At 71.3% G+C, this 23,706-nt stretch carries 23 protein-coding genes and 1 tRNA gene; 7 read left to right on the top strand and 17 right to left on the bottom strand.

The annotated features are described in order from the left end of the window. Positions 1–4 precede the first annotated feature (4 nt). Positions 5–535, bottom strand: a complete 531-nt coding sequence (locus tag GNT64_RS02705; protein ID WP_231639207.1) for a MarR family winged helix-turn-helix transcriptional regulator — start codon at positions 533–535, stop codon at positions 5–7. A 43-nt stretch (positions 536–578) separates the two neighbouring features. On the opposite strand from GNT64_RS02705, the gene GNT64_RS02700 reads away from it, so the two are divergent. From GNT64_RS02700 to GNT64_RS02690, 3 genes are read left to right on the top strand one after another with little or no spacing between them, the layout of a single operon-like run. Further along, positions 579–1,748, top strand: a complete 1,170-nt coding sequence (locus tag GNT64_RS02700; RefSeq protein ID WP_156678114.1) for an HlyD family secretion protein — start codon at positions 579–581, stop codon at positions 1,746–1,748. Between the two features lie 43 nt (positions 1,749–1,791). Next, positions 1,792–3,381, top strand: coding sequence for a DHA2 family efflux MFS transporter permease subunit (locus GNT64_RS02695; RefSeq protein ID WP_156681385.1), 1,590 nt, complete (start codon positions 1,792–1,794; stop codon positions 3,379–3,381). A gap of 8 nt (positions 3,382–3,389) precedes the next feature. Next, entirely contained in the window at positions 3,390–4,874 is a 1,485-nt protein-coding gene (locus GNT64_RS02690; RefSeq protein ID WP_156678113.1) for an efflux transporter outer membrane subunit, read from the top strand. Positions 4,875–4,886: 12 nt separating this feature from the next. Here GNT64_RS02690 and GNT64_RS02685 read toward each other — a convergent pair whose 3' ends face one another. The 15 genes from GNT64_RS02685 to GNT64_RS02615 all read right to left on the bottom strand — a co-directional run bounded on the left by GNT64_RS02685 (position 4,887) and on the right by GNT64_RS02615 (position 18,385). Further along, positions 4,887–6,131: a dicarboxylate/amino acid:cation symporter gene (locus tag GNT64_RS02685; RefSeq protein ID WP_156678112.1), complete on the bottom strand. Its 1,245-nt coding sequence runs from the start codon at positions 6,129–6,131 to the stop codon at positions 4,887–4,889. Between the two features lie 90 nt (positions 6,132–6,221). Beyond that, positions 6,222–6,503 carry a hypothetical protein gene (locus GNT64_RS02680; RefSeq protein ID WP_197277256.1) on the bottom strand — a complete coding sequence of 94 codons (282 nt, stop codon included), beginning with the start codon at positions 6,501–6,503 and terminating at the stop codon, positions 6,222–6,224. After that, entirely contained in the window at positions 6,500–7,120 is a 621-nt protein-coding gene (locus tag GNT64_RS02675; RefSeq protein ID WP_156678110.1) for a cytochrome c oxidase subunit 3, read from the bottom strand. Before GNT64_RS02675 ends, GNT64_RS02680 begins: the two co-directional genes overlap by 4 nt. Further along, positions 7,117–8,787 carry a cytochrome c oxidase subunit I gene (locus tag GNT64_RS02670; protein WP_156678109.1) on the bottom strand — a complete coding sequence of 557 codons (1,671 nt, stop codon included), beginning with the start codon at positions 8,785–8,787 and terminating at the stop codon, positions 7,117–7,119. The genes GNT64_RS02675 and GNT64_RS02670 overlap by 4 nt, the downstream gene beginning before the upstream one ends. Before the next feature lie 108 nt (positions 8,788–8,895). Continuing rightward, positions 8,896–9,807: a cytochrome c oxidase subunit II gene (coxB, locus tag GNT64_RS02665; RefSeq protein ID WP_156678108.1), complete on the bottom strand. Its 912-nt coding sequence runs from the start codon at positions 9,805–9,807 to the stop codon at positions 8,896–8,898. Beyond that, positions 9,804–10,592 carry a thioredoxin domain-containing protein gene (locus GNT64_RS02660; protein WP_156678107.1) on the bottom strand — a complete coding sequence of 263 codons (789 nt, stop codon included), beginning with the start codon at positions 10,590–10,592 and terminating at the stop codon, positions 9,804–9,806. The genes coxB and GNT64_RS02660 overlap by 4 nt, the downstream gene beginning before the upstream one ends. Next, entirely contained in the window at positions 10,589–10,879 is a 291-nt protein-coding gene (locus GNT64_RS02655) for a hypothetical protein (RefSeq protein ID WP_156678106.1), read from the bottom strand. The genes GNT64_RS02660 and GNT64_RS02655 overlap by 4 nt, the downstream gene beginning before the upstream one ends. Further along, positions 10,872–11,741 (bottom strand): hypothetical protein, encoded by an 870-nt coding sequence (locus GNT64_RS02650; protein ID WP_156678105.1) that lies wholly within the window; start codon positions 11,739–11,741, stop codon positions 10,872–10,874. Before GNT64_RS02650 ends, GNT64_RS02655 begins: the two co-directional genes overlap by 8 nt. Next, positions 11,738–12,208 carry a c-type cytochrome gene (locus GNT64_RS02645; RefSeq protein WP_231639205.1) on the bottom strand — a complete coding sequence of 157 codons (471 nt, stop codon included), beginning with the start codon at positions 12,206–12,208 and terminating at the stop codon, positions 11,738–11,740. Before GNT64_RS02645 ends, GNT64_RS02650 begins: the two co-directional genes overlap by 4 nt. 8 nt (positions 12,209–12,216) lie before the next feature. Beyond that, positions 12,217–12,732 carry a quinol:electron acceptor oxidoreductase subunit ActD gene (locus GNT64_RS02640; protein ID WP_156678103.1) on the bottom strand — a complete coding sequence of 172 codons (516 nt, stop codon included), beginning with the start codon at positions 12,730–12,732 and terminating at the stop codon, positions 12,217–12,219. Further along, positions 12,729–14,087 (bottom strand): NrfD/PsrC family molybdoenzyme membrane anchor subunit, encoded by a 1,359-nt coding sequence (gene nrfD / locus GNT64_RS02635; protein WP_156678102.1) that lies wholly within the window; start codon positions 14,085–14,087, stop codon positions 12,729–12,731. The genes GNT64_RS02640 and nrfD overlap by 4 nt, the downstream gene beginning before the upstream one ends. Next, positions 14,084–16,789, bottom strand: a complete 2,706-nt coding sequence (locus GNT64_RS02630; protein ID WP_197277255.1) for a 4Fe-4S dicluster domain-containing protein — start codon at positions 16,787–16,789, stop codon at positions 14,084–14,086. Before GNT64_RS02630 ends, nrfD begins: the two co-directional genes overlap by 4 nt. After that, a complete protein-coding gene (locus tag GNT64_RS02625) occupies positions 16,786–17,448 on the bottom strand; it encodes a cytochrome c3 family protein (protein ID WP_156678100.1) in 663 nt (220 codons plus the stop codon). The genes GNT64_RS02630 and GNT64_RS02625 overlap by 4 nt, the downstream gene beginning before the upstream one ends. A 460-nt stretch (positions 17,449–17,908) precedes the next feature. Beyond that, a tRNA-Ala gene (locus GNT64_RS02620) sits at positions 17,909–17,984 on the bottom strand. An 86-nt stretch (positions 17,985–18,070) separates the two neighbouring features. Further along, on the bottom strand, positions 18,071–18,385 hold the full coding sequence (locus GNT64_RS02615) for a TIGR02300 family protein (protein WP_156681384.1): 315 nt from the start codon (positions 18,383–18,385) through the stop codon (positions 18,071–18,073). Between the two features lie 108 nt (positions 18,386–18,493). Here GNT64_RS02615 and aroA point away from each other — a divergent pair, with 108 nt between their 5' ends. From aroA to rpsA, 3 genes are all read left to right on the top strand, one after another. Further along, a complete protein-coding gene (aroA, locus tag GNT64_RS02610; protein ID WP_156678099.1) occupies positions 18,494–19,855 on the top strand; it encodes a 3-phosphoshikimate 1-carboxyvinyltransferase in 1,362 nt (453 codons plus the stop codon). After that, entirely contained in the window at positions 19,852–20,487 is a 636-nt protein-coding gene (gene cmk / locus GNT64_RS02605) for a (d)CMP kinase (protein WP_156678098.1), read from the top strand. Before aroA ends, cmk begins: the two co-directional genes overlap by 4 nt. Before the next feature lie 221 nt (positions 20,488–20,708). Continuing rightward, positions 20,709–22,439, top strand: a complete 1,731-nt coding sequence (gene rpsA / locus GNT64_RS02600; RefSeq protein WP_156678097.1) for a 30S ribosomal protein S1 — start codon at positions 20,709–20,711, stop codon at positions 22,437–22,439. A 68-nt stretch (positions 22,440–22,507) separates the two neighbouring features. Here rpsA and GNT64_RS02595 read toward each other — a convergent pair whose 3' ends face one another. Continuing rightward, positions 22,508–22,849, bottom strand: a complete 342-nt coding sequence (locus GNT64_RS02595) for a c-type cytochrome (protein ID WP_231639204.1) — start codon at positions 22,847–22,849, stop codon at positions 22,508–22,510. Positions 22,850–23,092: 243 nt separating this feature from the next. On the opposite strand from GNT64_RS02595, the gene GNT64_RS02590 reads away from it, so the two are divergent. Next, the gene (locus GNT64_RS02590) at positions 23,093–23,371 is read left to right on the top strand and encodes an integration host factor subunit beta (protein ID WP_156678095.1); all 279 of its coding nucleotides are present in this window, start codon (positions 23,093–23,095) and stop codon (positions 23,369–23,371) included. Positions 23,372–23,706 lie beyond the last annotated feature (335 nt).

Below are 23,706 nucleotides of genomic sequence, written 5' to 3'. Positions count from 1 at the left end.
CGTCCTACTCGGCTGAATCGTCCTCCGCGACGCCGGGCTGAGCGGCGGAGCGCCGGTCGACCTCGCGCACGCGCGCGCGCAGCTTGTCCAGCACCTGGCGCAGCAGCGCCATCTCGGCAGGATCGAGTATCCCGAACACCTCGGTGACGAACGCCTGCCGCGCCGGCTCCGAATTGCGGATCACGAGTCGCCCGGCCGGCGTGATCGAGATCCGTTTCGTGCGCCGGTCGACCGGGTCCGGGTCGCGGCGCACCAGCCCGTCCCGCTCCAGCCCGTCGATCGCCTCCGTCACCGTGCGCGGCGCCACCCCGAACGTCTCCGCCACGTCGATCCCGCGCACCCACTCCGCCTGATCCACGAACATCAGCAGCTTGGTCCGCGCGTACGAGGCGCCATGCATCCGCATGATCCGGTTGAGCGCGCGCTGCGACCCGACATACAGGTCACGCAGGTCGGCTGCGACATCCTCGATCATCAGCGGATTTCGTGATGGACCATATCTTATAGGCTTGCCGCATGCCGCCTCGCGGCGCAAGGCGGATCGGGATCGCCCGCGCGGGCCTTTCGGGATGATGCATATGGCGGAAGGCCGCGTGGACGATCAGGAGTTGGTGGACCGCCCGCAAGGCGACGTCGCCGTCCGCCGGTCTCCGTTCCGCCGCCCGGCCGTCCGGCTGGTGCTGGGCGCGATCGCGGCTGTCGCGATCGTCCTCCTGATCCTCTGGCTGGTCCGGTACGAGACGCACGGCAAATATGTCGAGGGTACGAACGACGCCTATATCCAGGCCGATGCGGTCACGGTCTCGCCGCGGGTCGCCGGCTATGTCGAGCGGCTGTTCGTGATCGACAACCAGGATGTGAAGATCGGGCAGCCGCTGCTGCGCATCGATCCGCGCGACTATCGGGCGCAGACCTCGCAATATCGCGCGCAGGTGGATGTCGCCCGCGCGAATGCCGACAATGTCCGCGCCGGCATCCGGGAGCAGGAGGCGGCCGTGGCGCAGGCGCGCGCGCAGCTCGCCTCGGCGCGGAGCGACGCGCGCTTCGCCGCGGGCGAGGTCGCGCGTTACACGCCGCTCGCCGCGAGCGGTGCCGAGACGCGGGAGCGGCTGAACGATCTCCGCAACCGCGCGACGCAGGCGGCCAACGCCGTGATCGCCCAGCGCGCGGCCCTCGCCAGCGCCCTCAGCCGCATCGGCTCGCTGAAGGCGCAGGTGCGGCAGGCGGAGGCGCAGGGCGAGGCCTCTGGCGCGCAGCTGGCGGCGGCCGACGTCGATCTCGGCGCCACCACCGTCCGGTCGAGCGTGAACGGCCGGGTGGGCAACAAGAGCGTTCAGGTGGGCCAGTTCGTGCAGGCGGGCACGCGGATGATGTCGATCGTGCCGCTCGCCTCCATCTACGTGCAGGCCAATTTCAAGGAGACCCAGATCGGCCTGATGCGGCCGGGCCAGCCCGCCACGATCCACGTCGATGCGCTGGACGGCGTGAACCTGCGCGGCCATGTGGAGAGCGTGTCGCCCGGCACGGGCGGGCAGTTCTCGCTGCTGCCGCCACAGAATGCGACGGGCAATTTCACCAAGATCGTGCAGCGCGTGCCGGTGCGGATCGCCATAGATGCCGGGCCTGACGCGCGCCGGATCCTGGTGCCCGGCCTTTCCGTGACGGTGGAGGTCGACACGATCGGCGCCAAGGGCGATGCCCGCCGCATCCTCGAGCAGGAGCGCGCGCGCCGGGCGGGCGGCCAGTGAGCGCCACGCCGGCACGATCGCGCGGCGTGTGGCCAGCCCGACCATGGTGAGCACGCGCGCATCCAGCACCGGCGAGGCGGACGCCGCGGCCGTGCGCCCGGCGCCGGCGATCGCGCGCGCGGACGCCGCCGCCTGGCTCGCCGTCGCCGCCGGCACGCTCGGCGCGTTCATGGCGACGCTGGACATCTCGATCGTCAACTCCTCCCTGCCGACGATCCAGGGGGAGATCGGCGCGAGCGGCACCGAGGGCACATGGATTGCGACGGCCTATCTGGTGGCCGAGATCGTCGTCATCCCGCTCTCGGGCTGGCTGGAGCGGCTGCTCGGCTTGCGCACGCTGCTGCTGATCGCGGCGACCCTGTTCACCATTTTCTCCATGGTCTGCGGCATCTCCACCACCTTGCCGATGATGATCGTCGGCCGCGTGGGCCAGGGCTTCACCGGCGGTGCTTTGATCCCCACGGCGATGACGATCATCGCCACCCGCCTGCCGCGAGACCAGCAGCCGATCGGCAACGCCCTGTTCGGCTGCACGGTGATCCTGGGGCCGGTGATCGGCCCGGTGATCGGCGGCTGGCTGACGGAGAATGTCAGCTGGCACTACGCCTTCTTCATCAACCTGCCGGTGGGCGCCACCCTCATCACGCTGCTGCTGGTGGCGCTGCCGCACCAACGCTCCCGCCTCGACCAGCTTCGGCAGGCGGACTGGCTGGGGATCGCCGGCCTGGCCTTCGGTCTGGGCGGCCTCACCGTGGTGCTGGAGGAGGGGGAGCGCGAGCAGTGGTTCTCCTCGCCCACGATCGGCCTGCTTTCGGTGATCTCGGCCGTGGGCTTCGTGCTGCTGGCGATCGGCCAGCTGACGGCGCGGAAGCCGGTGATCCGGCTGGCCCTGCTGCGCGATCGCCAGTTCGGCAGCGTCGTCGTAATGGTGACTGTCGTGGGCATGGTGATCTACGGCACGTCCTATACGATCCCGCAATTCCTGTCCGGCATCGCCGGCTACAACTCGCTTCAGGCGGGCGAGATCGTGCTGCTGGCGGGCGTGCCGTCGCTGCTGCTGATGCCGTTCACGCCCTTCCTGATCCGCTTCGTCGATATCCGCGCCGCCGTCGCCTTCGGCCTGGTGATCCTGGCGATCAGCGCCTTCCTCGAAACCGGCCTCACCTCGCTGTCCACCGGCGAGGCGTTCGTCGATTCGCAGCTGCTGCGCGGCGTCGGCACGATCTTCGTGATGATGTTCCTGAACCAGGCGGCGATCCGATCGGTGCCGCCCGAACTCGCCGGCGACGCGGCGGGCCTCTACAATGCGGCGCGCAACCTGGGCGGATCCCTCGCGCTGGCCGGCATCGCCGTGATCCAGGATCAACGCGTGTGGCTGCACAGCCGCCGCATCGAGGAGAGCCTTTCCGCCAACGGGGTGGACGTGCAGGCCTATATGGCGGGGCAGGCGCAGATGCTGGGCGGGCAGGCGGCGGCCTATCGCTCGCTCGGCAACACGATCCAGGTTCAGGCGCTGACGATGACCTATATCGACCTGTTCTGGATCCTCTCCGTCGGCATCGTCGCGGTGATGCCGCTGATCCTCTTCCTGCGCCCGCTGCCCAGGGGCGCGAAGCCCGTCGCGTCGCATTAGGGAACGTCATGCGCCCCCACCGCCCGATCCCGCTTCCTCTGGCCGGCTGCGCGCTGGCGGCGCTCGCACTCGCCGGCTGTACGGCGGGGCGCGACTATGAAGGGCCGCCGGTCGCGGCGCCCAAGGCGGCGGTGGCCGGCGCCTTCGTGCGCGCGGGCGATCTGGCGATCGCGCCCGCGCCCGCGCCCGCCGGCGCGGCCTGGTGGCGCACGCTCGCCGATCCCGTGCTCGATACGCTCGTCTCCCGTGCGCTTGCCGGCAGCCCGAACGTGGCGGTGGTGCAGGCGCGGCTGCGCCAGGCGCGCGCCGCCCTGCGGCTGGAACGGGCGAACGGCGCGCCCAAGCTGGATGCCACCGCCCTCTACGCCCACGCCCACCTGCCCGGCGTCGATCTGGACCGATCGGGCGACGACGAAGCGGGCGGCGGCGGCAGCGACGACCTGAACCTCTACAATCTCGGCTTCGACGCCAGCTGGGAGATCGACCTGTTCGGCGGTCACAAGCGCACGGTGGAGGCGGCGCGCGCCACCTTGGACGCAGCCGAGGCGAACGTCGCCGATGCGCAGGTCAGCCTCTCGGCCGAGGTGGCGACCGCCTATGTGAACCTGCGCGATCGGCAGCGGCGCATCGCGCTCGGCAACCAGGCGGTGGCGATGCAGGAGCAGGCGCTCGCCCTCACCCGCCAGCGCGAGGCGCAGGGCACCGCATCGCGCCTGGACGTCCGCCGCCTGCAGGGCGAGGTGGATCAGGGCCGCGCCGATCTCGCGCCGCTGAATGCCGAGCTGGACGCCTGCCTGGATCAGCTCGCCACGCTGACCGGCGAGGAGCCGGGCGCGCTGGACGCGCTGCTGACGCCCCCCGCCCCGCTGCCGCTGCCGCCGGCGGCGCTGGCGATCCCGGATCCCGCCGCCATGCTGCGCCAGCGCCCGGACATTCGCGCGGCGGAGCGCAGGCTGGCGAGCCAGACGGCGCGCATCGGCGTGGCGGAGGCGGCCCGCTTCCCGCGGCTCAGCTTCATGGGGATCGTCGGCGTCGGCGGCACGTCGCTGTCCGATCTGACGAAGCTCGACGATTTCGTCGCGGTCGGCGCGCCGCAGCTCAGCTGGAGCTTCCTCGACTTCGGCCGGAACAAGGCGCGTGTGCGCCAGGCGGAGGGCGTGCGCGACGAGGCGGAGGGGCAGTATCGCGCCACCGTGCTGGCGGCGCTGCGCGATGCCGAGGATTCGCTCTCCCGCTTCCGCTACGGCCGCGTCGCGGTGGCGACCCTGGCGCGCGCGAAGGCATCGTCCGACGAGGCGGTGGCCTTCAACGATCAGCGATACCAGGCGGGCACGGCCACGCTGATCGACGTTCTCGGCGCACGCCGCCAGCAGATCGTCGCCACCCAGAGGCTCGTCAACGCCGAGGCCGGGCTGACGAGCGATTATATCGCGATCCACAAGGCGCTCGGCCTGGGCTGGACGACGCCGCCGGCGACGCCGCCGCGCGAGTAGCGCGCGCCCGGCTCAGGCCGCGGGATCGCCCTCTGTCCCCGCCCGGGTCGCGACGATGCGGGTCAGGGCGATGTCGGCCGTCACGTTGCCCACGGTGCGGAAGATGTCGGGGATGGTCTCTACCGCCAGCAGCAGCGGCAGCAGGTCCACCGGCACGCCCATCGCCAGACAGACCGGGCCGATCGCCGTGAAGAACGAGACCTGGCTCGGCAGGCCCACGGCGGCGAGGCTCACCACCGTCGCCACCACCACGCCGATCGCGAACAGACCCGGGCCGATCGCGATGCCGTGCAGCGCCGCGCAGTAGAGCGCCACGGCGAAGTTGGCGGCGGCGCTCGTCACGCGGAAGATCGATACCGCCATCGGCAGCACCAGGCTGCGCACCGGCGCCGGCACGCCCAAGGGGCCGCCCGCCGCCTCGATCATCGCCGGCAGCGATGCGATCGAGGATTGCGTGCTGAACGCGATCGCCTGCGCCGGGGCGACGGCGCGGGCGAAGCGGCGCGGGCCGATGCGCCCGAACAGCAGCACTACCGGGTAGACCAGCACCGTCACCGCCACGCATGCCGCCACCACCACCGCGACATATTGCGCCAGCGTGCCCACCGCCGACAGGCCGGCGCGCGCGCCCGCCACGGCGGCCAGCGCGAACACGCCGATCGGCGCCAGCAGCAGCACCCACTGCACGATCACCATCAGCGTATCCACCACCGCCTCGAACCAGCCGATCAGCCCGGCCGATCGTTCGGGCGCGATCCGCGTGGCGGCAAAGCCGAACAGCAGGGCGAACATCACCAGCGGCACCATCTCGCCCTCGGCGGCGGACTTGATCGGGTTGGTCGGGATGAAGCCCAGCAGCCACTGGCCGGTGATCGCCGTCGCCTCCGGCGGCACCGTGGCGGCCGATCCGCCCAGCGCGCCGATCGCGCCCTCTGGCACCGGCCACACCGCGAGCGCCCCCTGCACGACCACCCCGGCCACCAGCGCCGATGCGGTGAGCCCGATGGCGATGAACAGCAGCGCCCGCCCGGCCACCCCGCCCGCCCGCGCCGACGTGGCGGCGGACGCGATGCCGGTGACGATCAGCGCGAACACCAGCGGCACGATCGTGATCCTGAGGCCGCCGACCCACGCGCTGCCGATCGTCTCCAGCATCGCAAGCAGCGTCTGCCGCGCGCCGCCGCCGAACCGCGCCAGCAGCAGGCCGCACACGAGGCCGAGCGCCAGCGCGATCACGATCCGCCGGGTCAGCGACATGGTGCGCCCGTCATGAATTTCCCCTTACGTCCAGCATCTTGGCCGGACGATAGCAGGTTTCGGCCGAGGCGGCACTCGCCGCCGGCCGCCTCACCGCGTCAGCAGGTCGGCGAAGGTCAGGATGAACAGGAAGCTCGCCCACGCGACGCCGGCGATCGCGGCGATGCGGACGATGCCGGTCGCCCCCTTCAGCTGCATGAAGAGGATCGCGATCAGCAGCGCCTTGGCCAGCGCGATCGCCAGCCCCGCCTCGGTCTTGAACGGCAGGCCGGGCACGAAGGCGTAGGCGATGGTCAGCGCCAGCAGCGCCATCAGCCCCGCATAGATCTTCAGCGGCGCGATCAGCACATGGTTGCGCTCGTCCCGCGTCATCGCCCGGCCAGGTACAGCAGGGGGTAGAGGAACACCCACACGACATCCACGAGATGCCAGTAGAGCGCGGTGCCCTCGGCCGTGGTCCATCGCGCGGCGAGCCGGTCGCGCGGGATCAGCAGCATCCGCGCGACGATGCCGAGGCCGATCGTCAGGTGGATCGCGTGGACCACGGTGACGGTCCAGTAGAACGCCCAGAAGGCGCTCGCCCCCGTCTCGGCCAGCGGAAAACGGCGGCCGGGGATCAGATGCTCGGATATGTCCTTCGCATATTCGAAGCCCTTGATGGTCAGGAAGCAGAGGCCGAGCGCGATCGTCAGCGCGTACATCGCGCGCGCCAGCGCCACCAGGCCGGCGCGCACGCCGCGCTCGGCGATGGCCATCGTCAGGCTGCTCGTCAGCAGCACGATCGTGTTGGCGCTGCCGAACCACGCGTCCGCTTCGCGCGCGCCGGCGAGAAAGCCGGCCGGGTGGCTCCAGCGCGCCACCGCGTAGAACAGGAAGATCGCGCCGAAGAACAATGTCTCGGTGGCGAGGAACGCCCACATGCCGAACTGCGTCGCCACGCGCTGGCGATCGGCCGTGGCCCACGGCGCGTTGAGCGCGGTATCGCTCACGGCCGCTGCGGCTCGTCGGCGGCGGCCGGCGCGTGCGGCGCATAGCCTTCCTCGTGATAGCGGTAGGGCGGCCCGGTCACGATCGGCGGCTCGGCGAAATTGTCGGTCGGCGGCGGCGACCGGGTCTGCCATTCCAGCCCGGTCGCGTCGTGGGGATTGTCGCTGGCGCGCTCCCCCTTCACCAGGCTCCAGCCGAGATAGCAGAGCGGCCACAGATAGGCGAAGGCCAGCACCACGGCGCCGGTGGAGCTCATCACGTGCCACGCCTGAAACTCGGGCGGATATTCGTGGTAGCGCCGCGGCATGCCGAGATAGCCGAGCACGAACTGCGGGAAGAAGGTGAAGTTGAAGCCGAAGAACATGCTCACCGCGGCGAACCGGCCCAGCGTCTCCGAATAGAGCCGGCCGGTGATCTTGGGCCACCAGAAATGCAGCCCGGCGAAGAAGGCGGACACCGACCCGCCGACCATGATGTAGTGGAAGTGCGCCGTCACGAAATAGGTGTCGGTCAGGTGCACGTCCAACGGCAGGCTGGCGAGGAACAGGCCGGTCAGCCCGCCCAGGGTGAACAGCCCGACGAAGCCGAGCGCGTACAGCATCGGCGTGGAGAAGCGGATCTGGCCGCGGTAGAGCGTGCCCGTCCAGTTGAACACCTTGATCGCGCTGGGCACCGCGATCACGAACGACAGCGCCGAGAAGACGAGGCTGGCGAACGGCGACTGGCCGCTGATGAACATGTGGTGGCCCCACACCATGAAGCCGATGATCGCGATCATCAGCATGGCGTAGACCATGAATTCGTAGCCGAAGACGCGCCGCCGCGCCTCGCACGCGATCACCTCGCTCACCACGCCCATCGCCGGCAGGATCATGATGTAGACGGCCGGGTGGCTGTAGAACCAGAACAGGTGCTGGAACAGCACCGGATCGCCGCCGGCGCGCGGATCGAAGATGGGCAGGCCGAACGCGCGCTCGGCGAACAGCAGCAGCAGGGCCATCGCCAGCACCGGCGTGGCCAGCACCATCACCAGGCTCGTCGCATACATCGCCCAGGCGAACAGCGGCAGGCGCATCCACGTCATGCCGCGGGCGCGCAGCAGGTGCAGCGTGGCGATGAAGTTGATCCCCGTCGCGATCGACGAGAAGCCGGCGACGAACACGCCCGCCGCCGCCAGCAGCACGTGGCTGTTCGAATAGAGCGTGGAGAAGGGCGTGTAGAAGGTCCATCCGGTATCCACGCCGCCGGCCAGCAGCGCAAACAGGGTCAGCAGGCCGCCCGCCAGCCACAGATACCAGCTGAACAGGTTGAGCTTGGGATAGGCGACCTCGTTCGCGCCGATCATCAGCGGCAGCAGGAAGTTGCCGAGCGTCGTCGGGATTGATGGGACCAGGAAGAACCACACCATGATGACGCCGTGGAGCGTGAAGGTGCGGTTATACTCGTCCGCCGTCAGCAGATCTCCGGCCGGCGTCACCAGTTCGGCCCGCATCAGCGTCGCCGCGGCCCCGCCCAGGAAGAAGAAGAAGGTGATGCCGGCGGCATAGAGCAGGGCGATGCGCTTGTGGTCGGTGGTCAGCAGCCACGATCGCACCGTGGTGCCGGCGGTGAGATAGTTGCGCTCCCCCGGCTCCCGCCCGAGCAGCCCGGCCTCGGGCGCGTCACCCATGCGACACTCCCGTCGTCGATCGCCTCACCGTCGCCCCGAACCTTTCTCGTAACCTGCCGTTCCCCGCGAGTGCCGACTGCGGCGCGGGCGTCGGACGGAGCCCGCCCCTCACTTCACCTTCCCCGATTTCAGATAGGCCACCAGCTTCACCACATCGTCCTCGCTCGCGACCCCCTGGTAGCTCGGCATCACCGGCGCGTAGCCGGCGACGATATCCTTCTGCGGCAGCAGGATGGAGTCGCGCAGATAGCCCTCGTCGGCGGTGACGAAGCGGCCGTCGCCCACCGGCACGGCGCGGCCGTACAGCCCGGCCAGGCTGGGCGCGCGCACCACCGCCGATCCGCCGTGGCAGCCGGTGCAGCCCATCGCCACGAACAGCCCGGCGCCCTGATCGGCCAGGCTGTCACCCTGCGGCTGGCCGGACGACCAGCGCGCATAGTCGGCCGGCGACTGCACGATGATGCCGCCGATCATGCGGCTGTGATCGGTGCCGCAATATTCGGTGCAGAACAGGTGGTAGGTGCCCACCTTCGATGCCTGGAACCACGCCTGCACGTAGCGGCCGGGCAGCACGTCCTGCTTGGTGCGGAAGGCGGGGACGAAGAAGCTGTGGATCACGTCCTGGCTCGTCATCACCAGCTTCACCGGCACGCCGACGGGCACGTGCAGGGCGTTGATCTCGCGCGCGCCGTTCGGATGCTCCAGCTTCCACATCCACTGCTTGGCGACGACGTGTATCTCCATCGCGTCCTTCGGGATCTCGAACTGCTCGGTATCGAGCGCGGCGGCGAACCAGAAGACGAAGACGAAGACGAACAGCGTCGCCACCGTCCAACCGATCTCGATCTCGCCGGAGAGCTTCTCCGGCACCGGCCCGCGCTTCGCCTTGGAGCCGCGCCGGTAGCGGAACGAGAAGATCAGGATCAGCAGACCCACCAGCAGCATGATCGCCACCGACAGCCCCGTCAGCATCCAGAAGATGCCGTCGACCCGTGGCGCCAAGGTGGAGGCCTGGATCATGCGCCGCGCCAGCGCCGCAGCAGGAACGCGCCGAAGCCGAGCAGCAGCAGCGCCGACGACGCCTGCAGGCCGATCACGATCGGCCGGCCGTAGCGCCCGTGCGCGGCGGCGAAGCCGTAGCACAGGTGCGCCACGCGGTCGGCCAGCCCCGGCCGCTCGGCCGCGCCGGCCTGCGCCGCGTCGGCCTGCACCGCGCCGGCCAGCGCCGCCTTGACCGTCGCCGGCATCAGCCCCAGTTCGGGCAGCGTCGCCGACAGCCTGCCGTCGGCCGCGAAGACGTAGACGGACGCGTCGTGGGCGAACTGGTCGCTGCCCGCATCATAGGCATAGCCGTAGCCGAGCGCGCGCGCGGCCGCCGCCGTGGCGCGCACGTCGCCCAGCAGCACGGTCGTCACCCGCCGCACCGCAGGATCGGCCAGCATGCCCGCCGTCATCGCGCGCGCCGCGCCTGCGCCGTCCTTCGGATCGAGCCCGATCACCGCGACGCGATAGTCGCGCCCGGCCGCCAGCCCGCTCCGCGCCAGCGCGTTCGCCGTCAGCGCCAGGCCGGGCGCGCACATGTGGGCGCAGGTATAGTCGGCGAACAGCAGCACCAGCGGCCGCCCCGCCGCGATCGCGCCCAGCGTGGCGCGCCGCCCGGCCACGTCGGTGAACGTCAGGTCGCCCGGCAGGCGAGCGGCGGCCGGCGGCCGGGCGACGGCTACCGCCAGCTCGTCCTGGCTCAGCGCCGCCCCGGCCGGCGCGGACGCGGCGAGGAGGATGGCGGCCGCCGCCCGCGCGATCATCGCGGCCATCCTCCCGCGGCGACGGCGCGCTTCGCGGCGGCCAGGCGAGGGTCGGCGGCGCGGCGCGGCTCCGGCCGGGGCGGGTCGCCGGCGCCGTCGTGGACGAAGGTCTCGATGCCCGGCGCGGGGAAGGTCGTGATCGGCGCATGGCGGCGCGGCGCGATCTCGCGCTCATACGCCCAGCCGGCCAGCGCCACCAAAGCGAGCAGCGCCGCCGGCACCACCGCCGCCGCGATCATCGCCGGGCGCTGCGGCACGCGCCAGCCCTCGGGCGCGTCGTCAGCCATGCGCCGACCGCCCCCCGCGCCAGCGGACGAGCGCGGCCACGCCCAGCCATCCCGCCACCGCCAGCGCCACCACCAGAACCAGCGCGAGCGGGCCGCCGCCGATCCACCACATGTTGAACGCCAGCAGCGCCGCCAGCACCGCCGTCCCCGCCAGCCGCTGCCGCCCCGTCGCCAGCAGCGCGATCGGCGCGGCGAGGCCCAGCAGCAGCGCCGCCCAGACGAGGGCGCCGCCGGCCGCCCCGTCGCGTTCCGCGTAGAAGCCGATCTTCGCCGGCAGGTTGCCGAACCAGATGATGAGGTAATCCATGAACGCGAGGTAGCCGAGACCGAGCGCGGCGGCGACCATCAGCTTGCCCATGTCGGCGCGGAACCGCGCCTCGCCGCGCCCCGTCGCCAGGGTGAGCGCACAGGCGCCGGCGATCTGCTCGACGAACAGCATCATCCCGGCCGACGACACTGCGTGGCCCGGCACGTGGCCCAGCAGCCAGTCGGTCGCGATCGGCGTCACCAGCGCGGCGTAGAGCGCCAGCACGATCGCCGCTTCCGTCACCGTCGCGCCGCCACGCAGCCGCGCACCGGCGAAGGCGAGCAGCCCGGTCGCCACCACCGCCCGCACGCCGACGAACAGCGGGCTCATCCACAAGGCCAGATGCGGCGGCAGCGGCGTCGCCATCTGCGCGATGCCGATCAGCGCCGCGCCGGCGATCAGCAGCCGGGGCGCGATCGGCGACGGCATGGCCGCCTGCCAGCTTGCGCCAGTGACCCGCCCGATCGCGGCGAGCAGCACCGCGCCGATCACCGGCGCGCCGGCGGTGAGGAACAGGATGCGCCAGGCGGCGGCAAGGCTGCCGGCCACGCTCATCGCCCCGGCTCCGGCAGGCGTTGCAGCGCCTTCACATAGGCGGCGATCGCCCAGCGGTCCGCCGGCTCCACCCGGTCGGCATAGGAGTACATGATGCCGTGGCCGTTGGTGATGACGTCGACGATGTGGCGCGCCGGCGCGGCGACGAGGCGACGGGCGTGAAAGGATGGCGGCGGCGGGAAGCCGCGCCGCACCACGGTACCGTCCCCCGCCCCGCCCGCGCCATGGCACACCGCGCAGTAGATGCCGTAGCGTTCCTCGCCGCGATCGATCAGCGCCGCCGTCAGCGGCGGCGGCGTGGCGAGCGCGGCATCCCGCGCCGGCTGGTCCATCGCGATCGTACCCGCCGGCGGCGCCTGTCGCGGCGGGCCGCCCGGCCACAGCAGGTCGCTGCCCTGCGCCGTGCCCTTGGCCTGATCCTTCATCGACAGGTCGCACCCGCCGACAAGGAGCGGCAGCAGCAGCATCGCCCGCCTCATCCCGTCACCAGCCGGCTGTGCGTCGCGCCGGCCTCCGCCAGCAGGGCGATCACGGCATTGGCATCCGCGCCCGCGTCGCAACCGATCGCCAGCACGAAGGCGCCCTGGCTCGCGCCCGGCATCTCGGCGATGTCGAAGGCCGGGTGGTGCAGCCGCGTGAGCCCGCCGTTGCGGAACAGCATCACGACGCCGGCGATCGCCGCCGCCAGCGCGCCGAACTCGATCGGCGCGATCAGGAAGGCGGGCCAGCTGAACGGCGGCCGTCCGCCGGCATCGAACGGATAGGCCCACACCGCGCTCCACACGGTCAGCGCGAACAGCCCGGCCGCCACCGCCACGCCGGCCGCTATCGCCACCGGCCGCACGTGGCGCTGCCCGGCGCCGTCGCCCAGCGCATCGGCCGCGTAGGGCAGCCACTCGCCCAGGATGCGCCGATCCGCCGCCAGCAGGCGGGCGCGCGCCCGCGCATAGGGCGCCTCGTCGTCGAAGCAGGCGATGGCGAGCGCCGTCATCCCCGCTCCTCCGCCACCAGCTTGCGCACCTCGTGCATCGAGACGACGGGCAGCGCCCGCGCGAACAGCAGCAGTAGCATGGTGAAGGCCGCCACCGTGCCGCCCAGGATCGCGAAATCGACGATCGTCGGCGCGTAGGTGCGCCAGAAGCTCGGCACATAGCCGATCGACAGCGTGTTGAGGATGATGAGGATCCGCTCCAGCCACATGCCGATCAGCACCGCCACGGCGACGCCCACCAGCGCCGGCACGGATGTGCGCCACCGCCTGATCCAGAAGATCTGCGGCGCGATCACGTTGCCGGCCAGCATCGCGGCATATAGCGGCCAGTAGTCGCCGGTGAATTCGTAGGCGACGACGCGCACGTCCGCCGCCTCGCCGCTCCAGATGGCGGCGAACCACTCGGCGGCGTAGCTGGCGCCCATGACGATGCCGGCGGCCAGGATGATGCGCGCCATCGCGTCGAAATGGGCCGGCACGATCAGCGCCTCCAGCCCCATCGCGCGGCGGATCACGAGCGCGATCAGCACCACCATCGCGAAGCCGGAGAACAGCGCGCCGACGACGAAATAGGGCGGGAAGATGCTCTCCGTCCAGCCCGGCATCAGGCTGGCGGCGAAATCCAGCCCGACGATCGAGTGGACCGAGCAGACCAGCGGCACGGCGATGGCGGCCAGCGTTCGGTGCAGCCGCTCCTGCGCGCGCCACTGCGTCGGCGTGCCCTGCCACCCCATCGCCGCGAAGCCGTAGAGCCGCCGCCAGCCGCGCTTGCCCGGCCTGTCCCGCAGGGTGGCGAGATCGGGGATAAGGCCGACGTAGAAGAACAGCAGCGAGAACAGCAGGTAGCTCAGGATCGCCCAGAAATCCCACACCAGCGCCGATCGCCACTGCGGCCACAGCTGCATCGTGTTCGGATACGGCGCCAGCCAATAGAAATACATCGGCCGGCCCAGGTGCAGGATCGGGAAGATGCCCGCCATCGATACGGCGAACAGCGTCATCGCCTCGGCGAAGCGGTTGATCGAGCCGCGCCATTTCTGCCGGGTGAGCAGCAGCAGCGATGAGATGAGGGTGCCGGCATTGCCGATGCCGATCCACCAGACATAGTTGGCGATCGGGAAGCCCCACACCACCGCGCTGTTATTGCCCCACAGGCCGACGCCCAGCGCCAGGCTGAAGCCGATCGCCAGCGCGCCGACGAGCACGCCGATCGCGCACAGCCCCATCGCGATCCACCAGCCGCGTGCCGGCCGCCGATCCATCAGCGGCGCCGCCACCGTCTCCGTCACGTCTTCCAGCGTGACGATCGAAGGCAGCGTCCAGCGCCGCGGGCCGGGAACGGCGTGCGCTTTCATCCGCCGTTCTTCCGCCGCGCGAGATAGGTGGTGCGTGGCCTGGTGCCCAGCTCCTCCAGCAGCGCATAGTGGCGCGGATCGGCGCGCGCCTCCCGGATCGCGGCATCGTCCAGTGTGCCGAAACGGATCGCCTGCGTCGGGCAGGCGGACTGGCAGGCGGTGGCGACCGGGCCGGGCATGCCGCCGGCATCCTCGTCCCGCGTGGCGGCGGAGATGCGCTGCACGCAGTAGGTGCACTTCTCCATCACGCCGCGCGCCCGCACCGACACGTCGGGGTTGCGCTGCGCCGTCACCGATGCGTCCGCCGCATCGCCCCACAGCGATGCGCCGGCATAGTCGCGGAAGTTGAAGCGGCGCACCTTGTAGGGGCAATTCGCCTGGCAAGTGCGCGTGCCGACGCAGCGATTATACACCTGCACGTTCAGCCCCTGCGCATCGTGCACCGATGCCTCCACCGGGCATACCGGCTCGCACGGCGCCGCCTCGCACTGCATGCATGGCACCGGCTGAAAGCCGGTGGCGTGCGCCGTCTCGTAGCGGTCGACGCGCAGCCAATGCATGTCGCGGCCCACCGCCATCTCGGCCGGGCCGATCGCGGGCACGTTGTTCTCGGCCTGGCACGCGACCACGCAGGCGTTGCAGCCGATGCAGACGTCCGTGTCGATCGCCATCGCCCACTGTCGCGGCGGGCTCCCCTTTGCGGGCGGGTTGGGCAGCAGCGAGGGCAGCGGCGGCCGCGCCGGCATGGCCGCTTGCGGCGCGAGCACCGGAAACAGCTTGTCCAGCTCGCCGGCGAGCGCGAATTGGTGCTGCGTCGTCACCACCGGCCGCCGCGTGCCCACCCGCTCGACCCGCACCGGGCCGTGGTCGGCGAGGGCGAAGGCGTTCGCGCCGATGCCGTCCGCTATGGCGCCGGCACCGTCGCGGCCATAGCCGGCCAGCAGCGTCACCGTTCGCCGCGCCTGGCCGGCCACCGCGCGCACCGGCAGCGTCACCACGGCGCCACCCTGGCCGATGCGGATCAGGTCGCCATCCTCGGCCGCCAGCGCCGCCACGTCGTCGGGGTGCATCCGCGCGCTCGATCCCCACACCTCCTTGGTCAGCGGATCGGGACATTCCTGCGCCCAGGCATTGGCGGACCAGCGCCCGTCATGCAGCGCCGGCGAGGGCGCGATGGTGAGCGCGATCGCCGTGGCGGGCGGCGGCACCGGCGGCAGCACCAGCCGCGCCGCCGGCACCGGCTCGGGCGCGCGCGCCGTATCCGCCACGATCCCCGCCGCCACCGCCGCGCGCCACCCGGCAGCGTCCAGCGACGCCCATGTTTCCCGTACCCGCGCGTAGCTGGCCGGCCCGGCGGCGGGATCGATCAGCAGGTCGACGACGTCGCTTGGCGTCCGCGTGTCCCACATCGGTCGGATCAGCGGCTGGGCGATGCTGGCGGTGCCGTCCGGCGCGCGCCAGTCATGCCAGCCCTCCAGCGGGTGGGACAGCGGCAGGCGCCACTTCGCCCGCATGCTCGTCTCGTCCGGCATCCGCGTCGCCGCGATCGTCAGCGGCACGCGCGCCATCGCCTCGGCGAAGCGGAGGGCCGGCGGCGCCGCGTAGCAGGGATTGGCGTCGATCACGATCAGCGTGTCGATCGTGCCCGCGTGCATGTCGCGCGCCAGTGCCGCCAGCCCGGCGCGATGCGGCGCCGGGTCGGGATCGACCGGCGCGATATGATCGATCGGCGCGCCGAGCTGCCCGTTCAGCCAGGCGGCAAAGGCGTGGACCCCGGCCGGCTGCCGATCGCCCGCCAGCACCAGCGCCCGCCCGCGCGCCGCCGCCAGCGCCGCCACCGCCGCCAGCAACACGCGCTCCACCTCCGGCGGCAGCGCCGGCGGCGCGGCGCCGGCAAGGCGGGCGTGGAGGAAGCGGCAGGCCAGCGCGATCTCGCGCGGCGTGGCGGCGGCGCGGGCGTCCGCCATCGCGCCGGTCGCGGTGGGTGACGGCTCGATCGCGAACAGCCGCGGCATCGCGCCCGTCCGCCGCCGCGTCGCCCAGGCCCGCGCCAGCGCCACCTGCTCCGCCCCCGGCCCCAGCGGATCGGCATCGAGGCACAGGATGACGTCCGCCTCCGCCAGCCGTGGGCGCAGGGTGAGCCGCCGCCCGAACGCGGCCTCGGCGCCCGCCAGCGCGGCATCGTCGTCGAACGGCTCCCAGCGGACATGCCGCGCGCCCGGATACACCGCCTTCAGCGCAGCGATGCGCGCGAGCAGGGTAGGCGAGGTGATCCGCCCGGTCAGCAGCGCCAGCCGCCCGCCTTGCTGCCCCGACCGGCGCTCGCGCATGGCGCGCGCCGCCGCCGGCCAGCTGGACGGGCCGGCCGGCCCGACCGGCGCCTTCAGCCGCTGCGGATCGTAGAGATCCAGGATCGACACCTCGGTGAACACATCGGTCGCGCCCAGGCTGGCGGGGTGGGCGGCAAGGCCCTCCAGCTTCACCGGCCGCTCGTTCACCACCAGCCCCGTGACGCCGCGGCCGTAGCCGGCGAACGGCAGCGCCGTGGCGTAGCGCCGCGTCTCGCCGGGGCGCGTCCCGTCCGGCTGGTCGACCATCGGGTGGATCGTCTCGTCGGGCTTGCTGCACCCGGCCACCGTGGCGGCCGCCCCGGCGGCGATCATGCCGAGCAGCGTGCGGCGGTCGATCGGCGGCGGCGTCATCGGTGGCATGTCGAACAGTCCGTCAGCCTGCGGCCGGATCGGGCGATGGCGATCGTCGTCGCGCGGGCGGCCCGCCGGTCCGCCGCGCTGCGATCCTGATAGGGCGCCGCCTCGAAGCGCCGGTCGGCTGCGACGATCCGGTCGCCGGGTGCGCGATGGCAATCGAGACACCAGCCCATCGTCATCGGCGCGGCCTGTCGGGTGAGCGGCATGCGGCGGACGTCACCATGGCAGGCGGCGCAGGGCACGCCGTTGTTCACGTGCGCGTGATGATCGAAATACACATAGTCCGGCAGCCGGTTCACCCGCCGCCACGCCATCGGCCGGCCGCTCGCCAGGCTTGCGCGCACGGGCGCCAGCATCTCGGCATTGGTCCAGATCTGCGAGTGGCAGGTCATGCAGACATGGGTGGCGGGCACGCTGGCGGTGGCGGCCGTCTCCACGCCCGCGTGGCAGTAGCGGCAGTCGATCGCCAGTTCGCCGGCGTGATGCTGGTGGCTGAACGGCACCGGCTGCTCGACGAAGCGGCCCTCGCCGGTCGTCGCCCCGGATCGCGTCACCACGGCGATCAGCAGCAGCAGCCCCGCCGGTACGATCGCGATCGCGGCCAGCGCCAAGCGGGCCAGCGTGTTGGCGCCGGGGCGGAAAAGTTGCGGCATCGACCCCCTTCGCGTCCCGGCCCATGGATCCCCGCACAACGGCTGCGCGAATGCGATGACGCGCTGGGCGGGCTTGTGTTCCCGCCCGTGCGCCGGCTTGCGCGATTGAGCTGCGCGGCGCATCCGAAGGGCGTCGGCTTGCTTGAAACGCCGCACGCGCCGGCCAAGGACATCGGGATCCCGCGGCGGTCGCCCGCTACGTCACCGCGCGCCAGAAGCTGCAGCCCGTACCGATCGACACCCGGGTGATCGATCGCGGGCGGGACGTGCTCCGCCACTTCGCCGAAGCCGGCGCGATTACCGGCCAGTGCCGGCTAGAGGACGCGTTCGACCAGTCGTTCAGGTAGAGGAGGGAGGGCCGCGAGAGGGACCGCGCGAAAGGCCGAGCTGGCGCTTCCATCGCCCCGGCACATGCCGAAACCGTCGCCAGTCGCCGCCGCAAATGCAGTCAGTGGTGAAATGGTGGAGCCGTGGGGGATCGAACCCCAGACCTTCGCAATGCCATCGCGACGCTCTCCCAGCTGAGCTACGGCCCCATCCCTTCGCACCCGATCGGCTGGAACGATCGGGAGAGCGCGCCCTTTAGATCAGGCTCGGCGCGCTCGCAACCCCATATCGTCGATCAATGCTCGTCGTCGTCGCCGCCCGTCGCCACGCCGATATCGTCGTCGCCACCCAGGTCGACATCGTCGTCCGGGCTCGGCTCCTCGTCCTCGTCGATGTCCAGATCCTCGGAGAGATCGGCATCGTCCTTCTCCTTCTCGACCTCCTTCTTGGGGGCGTCGTAGGGCATCGGCTGCTTGGACTTGAGGATCGGATCGGGCTCCCACGCGGCGCCGCACTCGATGCAGCTCACCGGGTCGTCCTTGCCCAGATCATAGAAGCGGGTGCCGCACTTAGGGCAGGTCCGCTTGGTGCCCCATTCAGGTTTCACCACGCGATAGGCCTCCGATTTCAAAGTAGATATGGCATGGCCGCGCGGGCTGCGGGCCATGGACGCGGCGCGCCTTGCCATAGCGGAGGGCGGCTGTCAAAAGCCGCGCCGATGTCGTCCGCCGCCCCGCCCCGCCCCGCTTCCTTCTCGGCGCCCGGCCGCCTGCGCGGCACCGTGGCGGTGCCCGGCGACAAGTCGATCTCGCACCGCGCGCTGATGCTCGGCGCGCTCGCGGTGGGCGAGACGGTGATCGAGGGGCTGCTGGAGGGCGAGGACGTGATCGCCACCGCGCGGGCGATGCGGGCGATGGGCGCCACGGTGGAACGGGACGCGGCCGGCGCCTGGCACGTCCACGGCGTCGGCGTCGGCGGCCTGCTCCAGCCGCAGACGGCGCTGGACATGGGCAATTCCGGCACCTCCACCCGCCTGCTGATGGGTGTCGTCGCCAGCCACCCGATCACCGCGACCTTCACCGGCGACGCCTCCCTGTCGCGCCGCCCGATGGCCCGCGTGATCGAGCCGCTGGGGCGGATGGGCGCGGAGTTCTTCGCCACACCCGGCGGCGATGGCGGCGATCGCCTGCCGCTGATGCTGCGCGGCCTGTGCCCGGCGGTGCCGATCGAATATCGCCTGCCGGTCGCCTCGGCGCAGGTGAAGTCGGCGGTGCTGCTCGCCGGCCTCAACACGCCCGGCATCACCCGCGTGATCGAGCCGGTGGCGACGCGCGACCATAGCGAGCGCATGCTGCGCGGCTTCGGCGCCGATCTGACGGTGGAGACGGCGGGCGACGGTGCCCGCATCATCTCGCTCCGGGGCGAGGCGGACCTGCAAGCGCGGCACATCGTCGTACCCGGCGATCCCTCCTCCGCCGCCTTCCCGGTGGTGGCGGCGCTGCTGGTGCCGGGATCGGACGTGACGGTGACGAACGTCGGCATCAACCCCACCCGCGCCGGCCTGTTCGATGTGCTGCGGATGATGGGCGCCGACATCGCCCTGCTGAACGAGCGGGAGGTGGGCGGCGAACCCGTGGCGGACCTGCGCGTGCGCCACTCCGCGCTGCGCGGGATCGAGGTGCCGCCGGAGATCGCGCCGAGCATGATCGACGAGTTCCCCATCCTGTTCGTCGCCGCCGCGCTGGCCGAGGGCCGCACCGTGACGCGTGGGCTGGACGAGCTGCGCGTAAAGGAATCGGACCGGCTGGCCGTGATGGCGCGCGGCCTGGCCCGCTGCGGCGCGCGGGTGTCGGAAGCGGCCGACGGGCTGGTGATCGAGGGCAGCGGCGGCGCGGCGCTGGCCGGCGACGAGACCCGCCCGACGGTCGCCGCGGAACTGGACCACCGCATCGCGATGAGCTTCGCGGTGGCGGGGCTCGCCTCCCGCGATGGCGTGCGGATCGACGACATGGCGCCGGTCGCCACCAGCTTTCCCGGCTTCACCGCCATGATGACCGCGCTGGGGGCGGTCGCCGCATGATCATCGCCGTCGATGGGCCGGCCGCGTCCGGCAAGGGCACGATCGCGCGGGCCATCGCCCGCCACTACGGGCTGCCCTATCTGGATACCGGCCTGCTCTACCGCGCGGTTGGGTTGCAGGTGCTGCGGACCGGCGGCGATCCGTCCGATCCGGATGCGGCCCTCGCCGCCTGCGCCTTCACCGATCCGCTGCTGGCCGACGAGCAGCTGCGCAGCGAGGCCGCCGGTGCCGCCGCCTCGGTCGTGTCGGCGCATCCGGCGGTGCGCGCGGCGCTGATCGAGCGGCAGCGCGCCTTCGCCGGCCAGCCGGGCGGCGCGGTGCTGGACGGGCGGGACATCGGCACGGTGATCGCGCCGCACGCCGCCGCCAAGCTGTTCGTGAAGGCCGCGCCGGCCGTGCGCGCGCGGCGGCGCCACGACGAGATCGTCGCGCGCGGGCTGGAGATCAGCTACGATCGCGTGCTGGCCGACATACGCGAGCGCGACAAGCGCGACATGCTGCGCGATCACGCGCCCCTCACCCAGGCCGCCGACGCCGACTTGCTCGACACGACCTTCATGGATATAGAGGCGGCCGTCGATCGGGCGCTTGCGCTCGTGGAGGCCCGGATCAGGGCGGCCGCCAACGACTGACGGGCTCGCCCGCCGGCACGGCTGCTCCAGGGAACGAGGTGCGCGGGGGATCCGGTGAGACCGGCTCCTCGGCGTGCCCATTTTCGCCATTCGTCGCTTTCGCGAGGGCAAACGGGCGATCGGTGCCGCGACCGGCATGGTGCCGCCGTGGCGTCAACGGCCACAAGACCTCCGGACACAACCGGATGGCCGGAAACATGACTGACAGGAACCGCTAGCATATGGCAACTGCCGCCAACCCCACCCGCGATGATTTCGCGGCGCTGCTCAACGAATCCCTCGGCGAGGGCGAAGGCTTCGAGGGCCGCGTCGTCAAGGGCACCGTCACCGCCATCGAGAACGACATGGCCGTCATCGACGTCGGCCTGAAGTCCGAGGGCCGCGTGGCGCTCCGCGAGTTCGCCGCGCCCGGCCAGAAGGCCGATCTCAAGGTGGGCGACGAGGTCGAGGTCTATGTCGATCGCGTCGAGAACGTGCATGGCGAGGCGATGCTGTCGCGCGATCGCGCGCGCCGCGAAGCCGCATGGGACAAGTTGGAGGCCGAGTTCGGCCACAACAGCCGCGTCGAGGGCGTGATCTTCGGTCGCGTCAAGGGCGGCTTCACCGTCGATCTCTCCGGCGCCGTCGCCTTCCTGCCCGGCAGCCAGGTCGATATCCGCCCGGTGCGCGACGTGACCCCGCTGATGGACATCCCGCAGCCCTTCCAGATCCTCAAGATGGATCGCCGCCGCGGCAACATCGTCGTCAGCCGCCGCGCCGTGCTGGAAGAGACCCGCGCCGAGCAGCGCACCGGCCTGATCCAGAGCCTCGCCGAGGGCCAGGTGATCGAGGGTGTCGTCAAGAACATCACCGATTACGGCGCCTTCGTCGATCTGGGCGGCATCGACGGCCTGCTGCACGTCACCGATCTCAGCTACAAGCGCGTCGGCCACCCGTCCGAGATGATCAACATCGGCGACGTGGTGAAGGTGCAGATCATCCGCATCAACAAGGACACGCAGCGCATCTCGCTCGGCATGAAGCAGCTCGAGAGCGATCCGTGGGAGGGTGCGGCCGCCAAGTACCCGATCGGCGGCAAGTTCACCGGCCGCGTCACCAACATCACCGAATATGGCGCCTTCGTGGAGCTGGAGCCGGGCATCGAGGGCCTCGTCCACGTCTCCGAGATGTCGTGGACCAAGAAGAACGTCCATCCGGGCAAGATCGTGTCGACCTCGCAGGAGGTGGACGTGGTCATCCTGGAGGTCGATCAGGACAAGCGCCGCATCTCGCTGGGCCTGAAGCAGGCGCAGAACAATCCGTGGGATTCGTTCCTGGATCAGCATCCGGTCGGCTCGGTCGTCGAGGGCGAGGTGAAGAACGCCACCGAATTCGGCCTGTTCATCGGCCTGGACGGCGACGTCGACGGCATGGTCCACATGTCCGACATCGCCTGGGGCGTGTCCGGCGAGGAAGCGCTGGCGCTGCACCACAAGGGCGAGACGGTGAAGGCCGTGGTGCTCGACATCGACACCGAGAAGGAGCGCATCTCGCTGGGCATGAAGCAGCTGGAGCGCGGCGGCGTCGCGGCCGGCGGCAGCAGCGGCGCGGGCGAATCGGCGGGTGGCGGCAGCCGCCTGAACAAGAATGCGATCGTCACCGTCACGGTGCTGAACGTGGGTGACGGCGGCCTCGACGTGCAGGCCGGCGACGACGGCGCGACCGGCTTCATCCGTCGCGGCGACCTTGGCCGCGATCGCGACGAGCAGCGTCCGGAGCGGTTCCAGGTCGGCCAGAAGTTCGACGCGATGGTGATCGGCTTCGATCGCTCGAAGAAGCCGAACTTTTCGATCAAGGCCATGCAGATGGCCGAGGAGAAGCAGGCCGTGGCGCAGTACGGCTCGTCCGACTCGGGCGCGTCGCTCGGCGACATCCTGGGCGCCGCGCTGAAGGCCCGCCGCGACGAGAATTGATCGTCGCCCGCAGGGGACAAAGAAAAGGGGCGCGGACCGCGAGGTCCGCGCCCCTTTTGGCTAGCGGCTCACTTCAGCGAGAGCACATAGTCGACGATGGCGCCGGCCACCTTCGGATCCTTCTGGCCGCCATAGGCCATCTTCGTGCCCGGCACCTTGGCCTGCGGCGCGGTGACGAAGGCCAGCAGCGCATCGCGGTTCCAGACGATCCCCGACCTCTGCATCGCCGGCGAGTAGGCGAAGCCGGGCATGGTGCCCGCCTTGCGGCCGCCGACGCCCCACAGGTTCGGCCCGAGCACGGACTTCTCGGTCGCGACCGTCTTGTGGCAGACGCCGCACATCGCGAAGGCCGGCGGGCGCGGCAGCGGCGCGGCCGAGAGCGCGGCCGGGCTCGCGACGGCGGCGAGCATCGTTAAACAATGGTCAAGGCGCAGCGACATACACTCTCCCAACATTCCCGGTGGACCCGACCGGACAATCGACTGCGCCCTTTTATGGCAAGACGGAACGGTTGCAAAAGCTTCGCAGGTGGAACAACTAACGTATGTGTGTAATCGCCGCCTCCACGAGGGGCGATATTCATTACCCTCGCCTTTTCGGGAGGGCGTTCGGTCACGATCCCCGGGGGGGGGATAGGTGCGGGAGAATGTGAGATGATCCGGTCAGAGCTCGTGCAGCTGCTCGCCGAAGAGAATCCGGACCTTGCGCAGCGCGAGGTCGAGCGAATCGTCAGTGTCTTCTTCGATACGATCGCGGCCCATCTCGCCACGGGCCGGCGGGTGGAGCTGCGCGGCTTCGGCGCCTTCTCCACCCGCGCCCGCGTCGCCCGCGTCGGCCGCAACCCCCGCACCGGCGATCCGGTGGAGGTGGATGCCAAGAGCGTGCCCTATTTCAAGCCCGGCAAGGAGATGCGGCTCCGCCTCAACGTCTGAGCTTGGCCGCTCGCGCGCGCCGTTCTACACGCGGTGCGCGGCGCCGTGCGGGCGTGGCGAAACTGGTAGACGCAACGGACTTGAACGATTGGGTGCTCGCGCGGGAAACCCGCGATGCAGAACTGCTCAAATTCGGGGAACCCTGTAAGATGGCGATCCCGAGCCAAGCCCGCCGCACGGCGCGCGGGAAGGTGTAGAGACTAGACGGGCAGCACCTGTACCCGCCGCCGGCTTGCCGCCGGGCCGGGATGGTGAAGGGATAGTCCAGACCCCGAACATCCCGCCGCTCAGGCGGCGCGGATGGCGGCGAAAGCCGTGGCGGGTAAGAAAATCCG

This window comes from Sphingomonas profundi, assembly GCF_009739515.1.
GTDB classification, from domain to species: Bacteria; Pseudomonadota; Alphaproteobacteria; order Sphingomonadales; family Sphingomonadaceae; genus Alterirhizorhabdus; species Alterirhizorhabdus profundi.
The sequence above is the reverse complement of the archived record's forward strand: the minus strand, read 5'-3'. Positions and strand labels throughout refer to the sequence as shown.

Coding starts and splice junctions, on each gene's coding strand:
- GNT64_RS02630 (WP_197277255.1), bottom strand. CDS start 16,789: ATGACGCCGCCGCCGATCGACCGCCGCACGCTGCTCGGCATGATCGCC.
- GNT64_RS02680 (WP_197277256.1), bottom strand. CDS start 6,503: ATGACGCGGGACGAGCGCAACCATGTGCTGATCGCGCCGCTGAAGATC.
- GNT64_RS02660 (WP_156678107.1), bottom strand. CDS start 10,592: ATGATCGCGCGGGCGGCGGCCGCCATCCTCCTCGCCGCGTCCGCGCCG.
- GNT64_RS02590 (WP_156678095.1), top strand. CDS start 23,093: ATGATCCGGTCAGAGCTCGTGCAGCTGCTCGCCGAAGAGAATCCGGAC.
- GNT64_RS02645 (WP_231639205.1), bottom strand. CDS start 12,208: ATGCTGCTGCTGCCGCTCCTTGTCGGCGGGTGCGACCTGTCGATGAAG.
- GNT64_RS02625 (WP_156678100.1), bottom strand. CDS start 17,448: ATGCCGCAACTTTTCCGCCCCGGCGCCAACACGCTGGCCCGCTTGGCG.
- GNT64_RS02595 (WP_231639204.1), bottom strand. CDS start 22,849: ATGCTCGCCGCCGTCGCGAGCCCGGCCGCGCTCTCGGCCGCGCCGCTG.
- nrfD (WP_156678102.1), bottom strand. CDS start 14,087: ATGAAAGCGCACGCCGTTCCCGGCCCGCGGCGCTGGACGCTGCCTTCG.
- cmk (WP_156678098.1), top strand. CDS start 19,852: ATGATCATCGCCGTCGATGGGCCGGCCGCGTCCGGCAAGGGCACGATC.
- GNT64_RS02690 (WP_156678113.1), top strand. CDS start 3,390: ATGCGCCCCCACCGCCCGATCCCGCTTCCTCTGGCCGGCTGCGCGCTG.
- GNT64_RS02685 (WP_156678112.1), bottom strand. CDS start 6,131: ATGTCGCTGACCCGGCGGATCGTGATCGCGCTGGCGCTCGGCCTCGTG.
- coxB (WP_156678108.1), bottom strand. CDS start 9,807: ATGATCCAGGCCTCCACCTTGGCGCCACGGGTCGACGGCATCTTCTGG.
- GNT64_RS02650 (WP_156678105.1), bottom strand. CDS start 11,741: ATGAGCGTGGCCGGCAGCCTTGCCGCCGCCTGGCGCATCCTGTTCCTC.
- GNT64_RS02700 (WP_156678114.1), top strand. CDS start 579: ATGGCGGAAGGCCGCGTGGACGATCAGGAGTTGGTGGACCGCCCGCAA.
- GNT64_RS02640 (WP_156678103.1), bottom strand. CDS start 12,732: ATGACGGCGCTCGCCATCGCCTGCTTCGACGACGAGGCGCCCTATGCG.
- rpsA (WP_156678097.1), top strand. CDS start 20,709: ATGGCAACTGCCGCCAACCCCACCCGCGATGATTTCGCGGCGCTGCTC.
- GNT64_RS02655 (WP_156678106.1), bottom strand. CDS start 10,879: ATGGCTGACGACGCGCCCGAGGGCTGGCGCGTGCCGCAGCGCCCGGCG.
- GNT64_RS02670 (WP_156678109.1), bottom strand. CDS start 8,787: ATGGGTGACGCGCCCGAGGCCGGGCTGCTCGGGCGGGAGCCGGGGGAG.
- GNT64_RS02695 (WP_156681385.1), top strand. CDS start 1,792: ATGGTGAGCACGCGCGCATCCAGCACCGGCGAGGCGGACGCCGCGGCC.
- aroA (WP_156678099.1), top strand. CDS start 18,494: ATGTCGTCCGCCGCCCCGCCCCGCCCCGCTTCCTTCTCGGCGCCCGGC.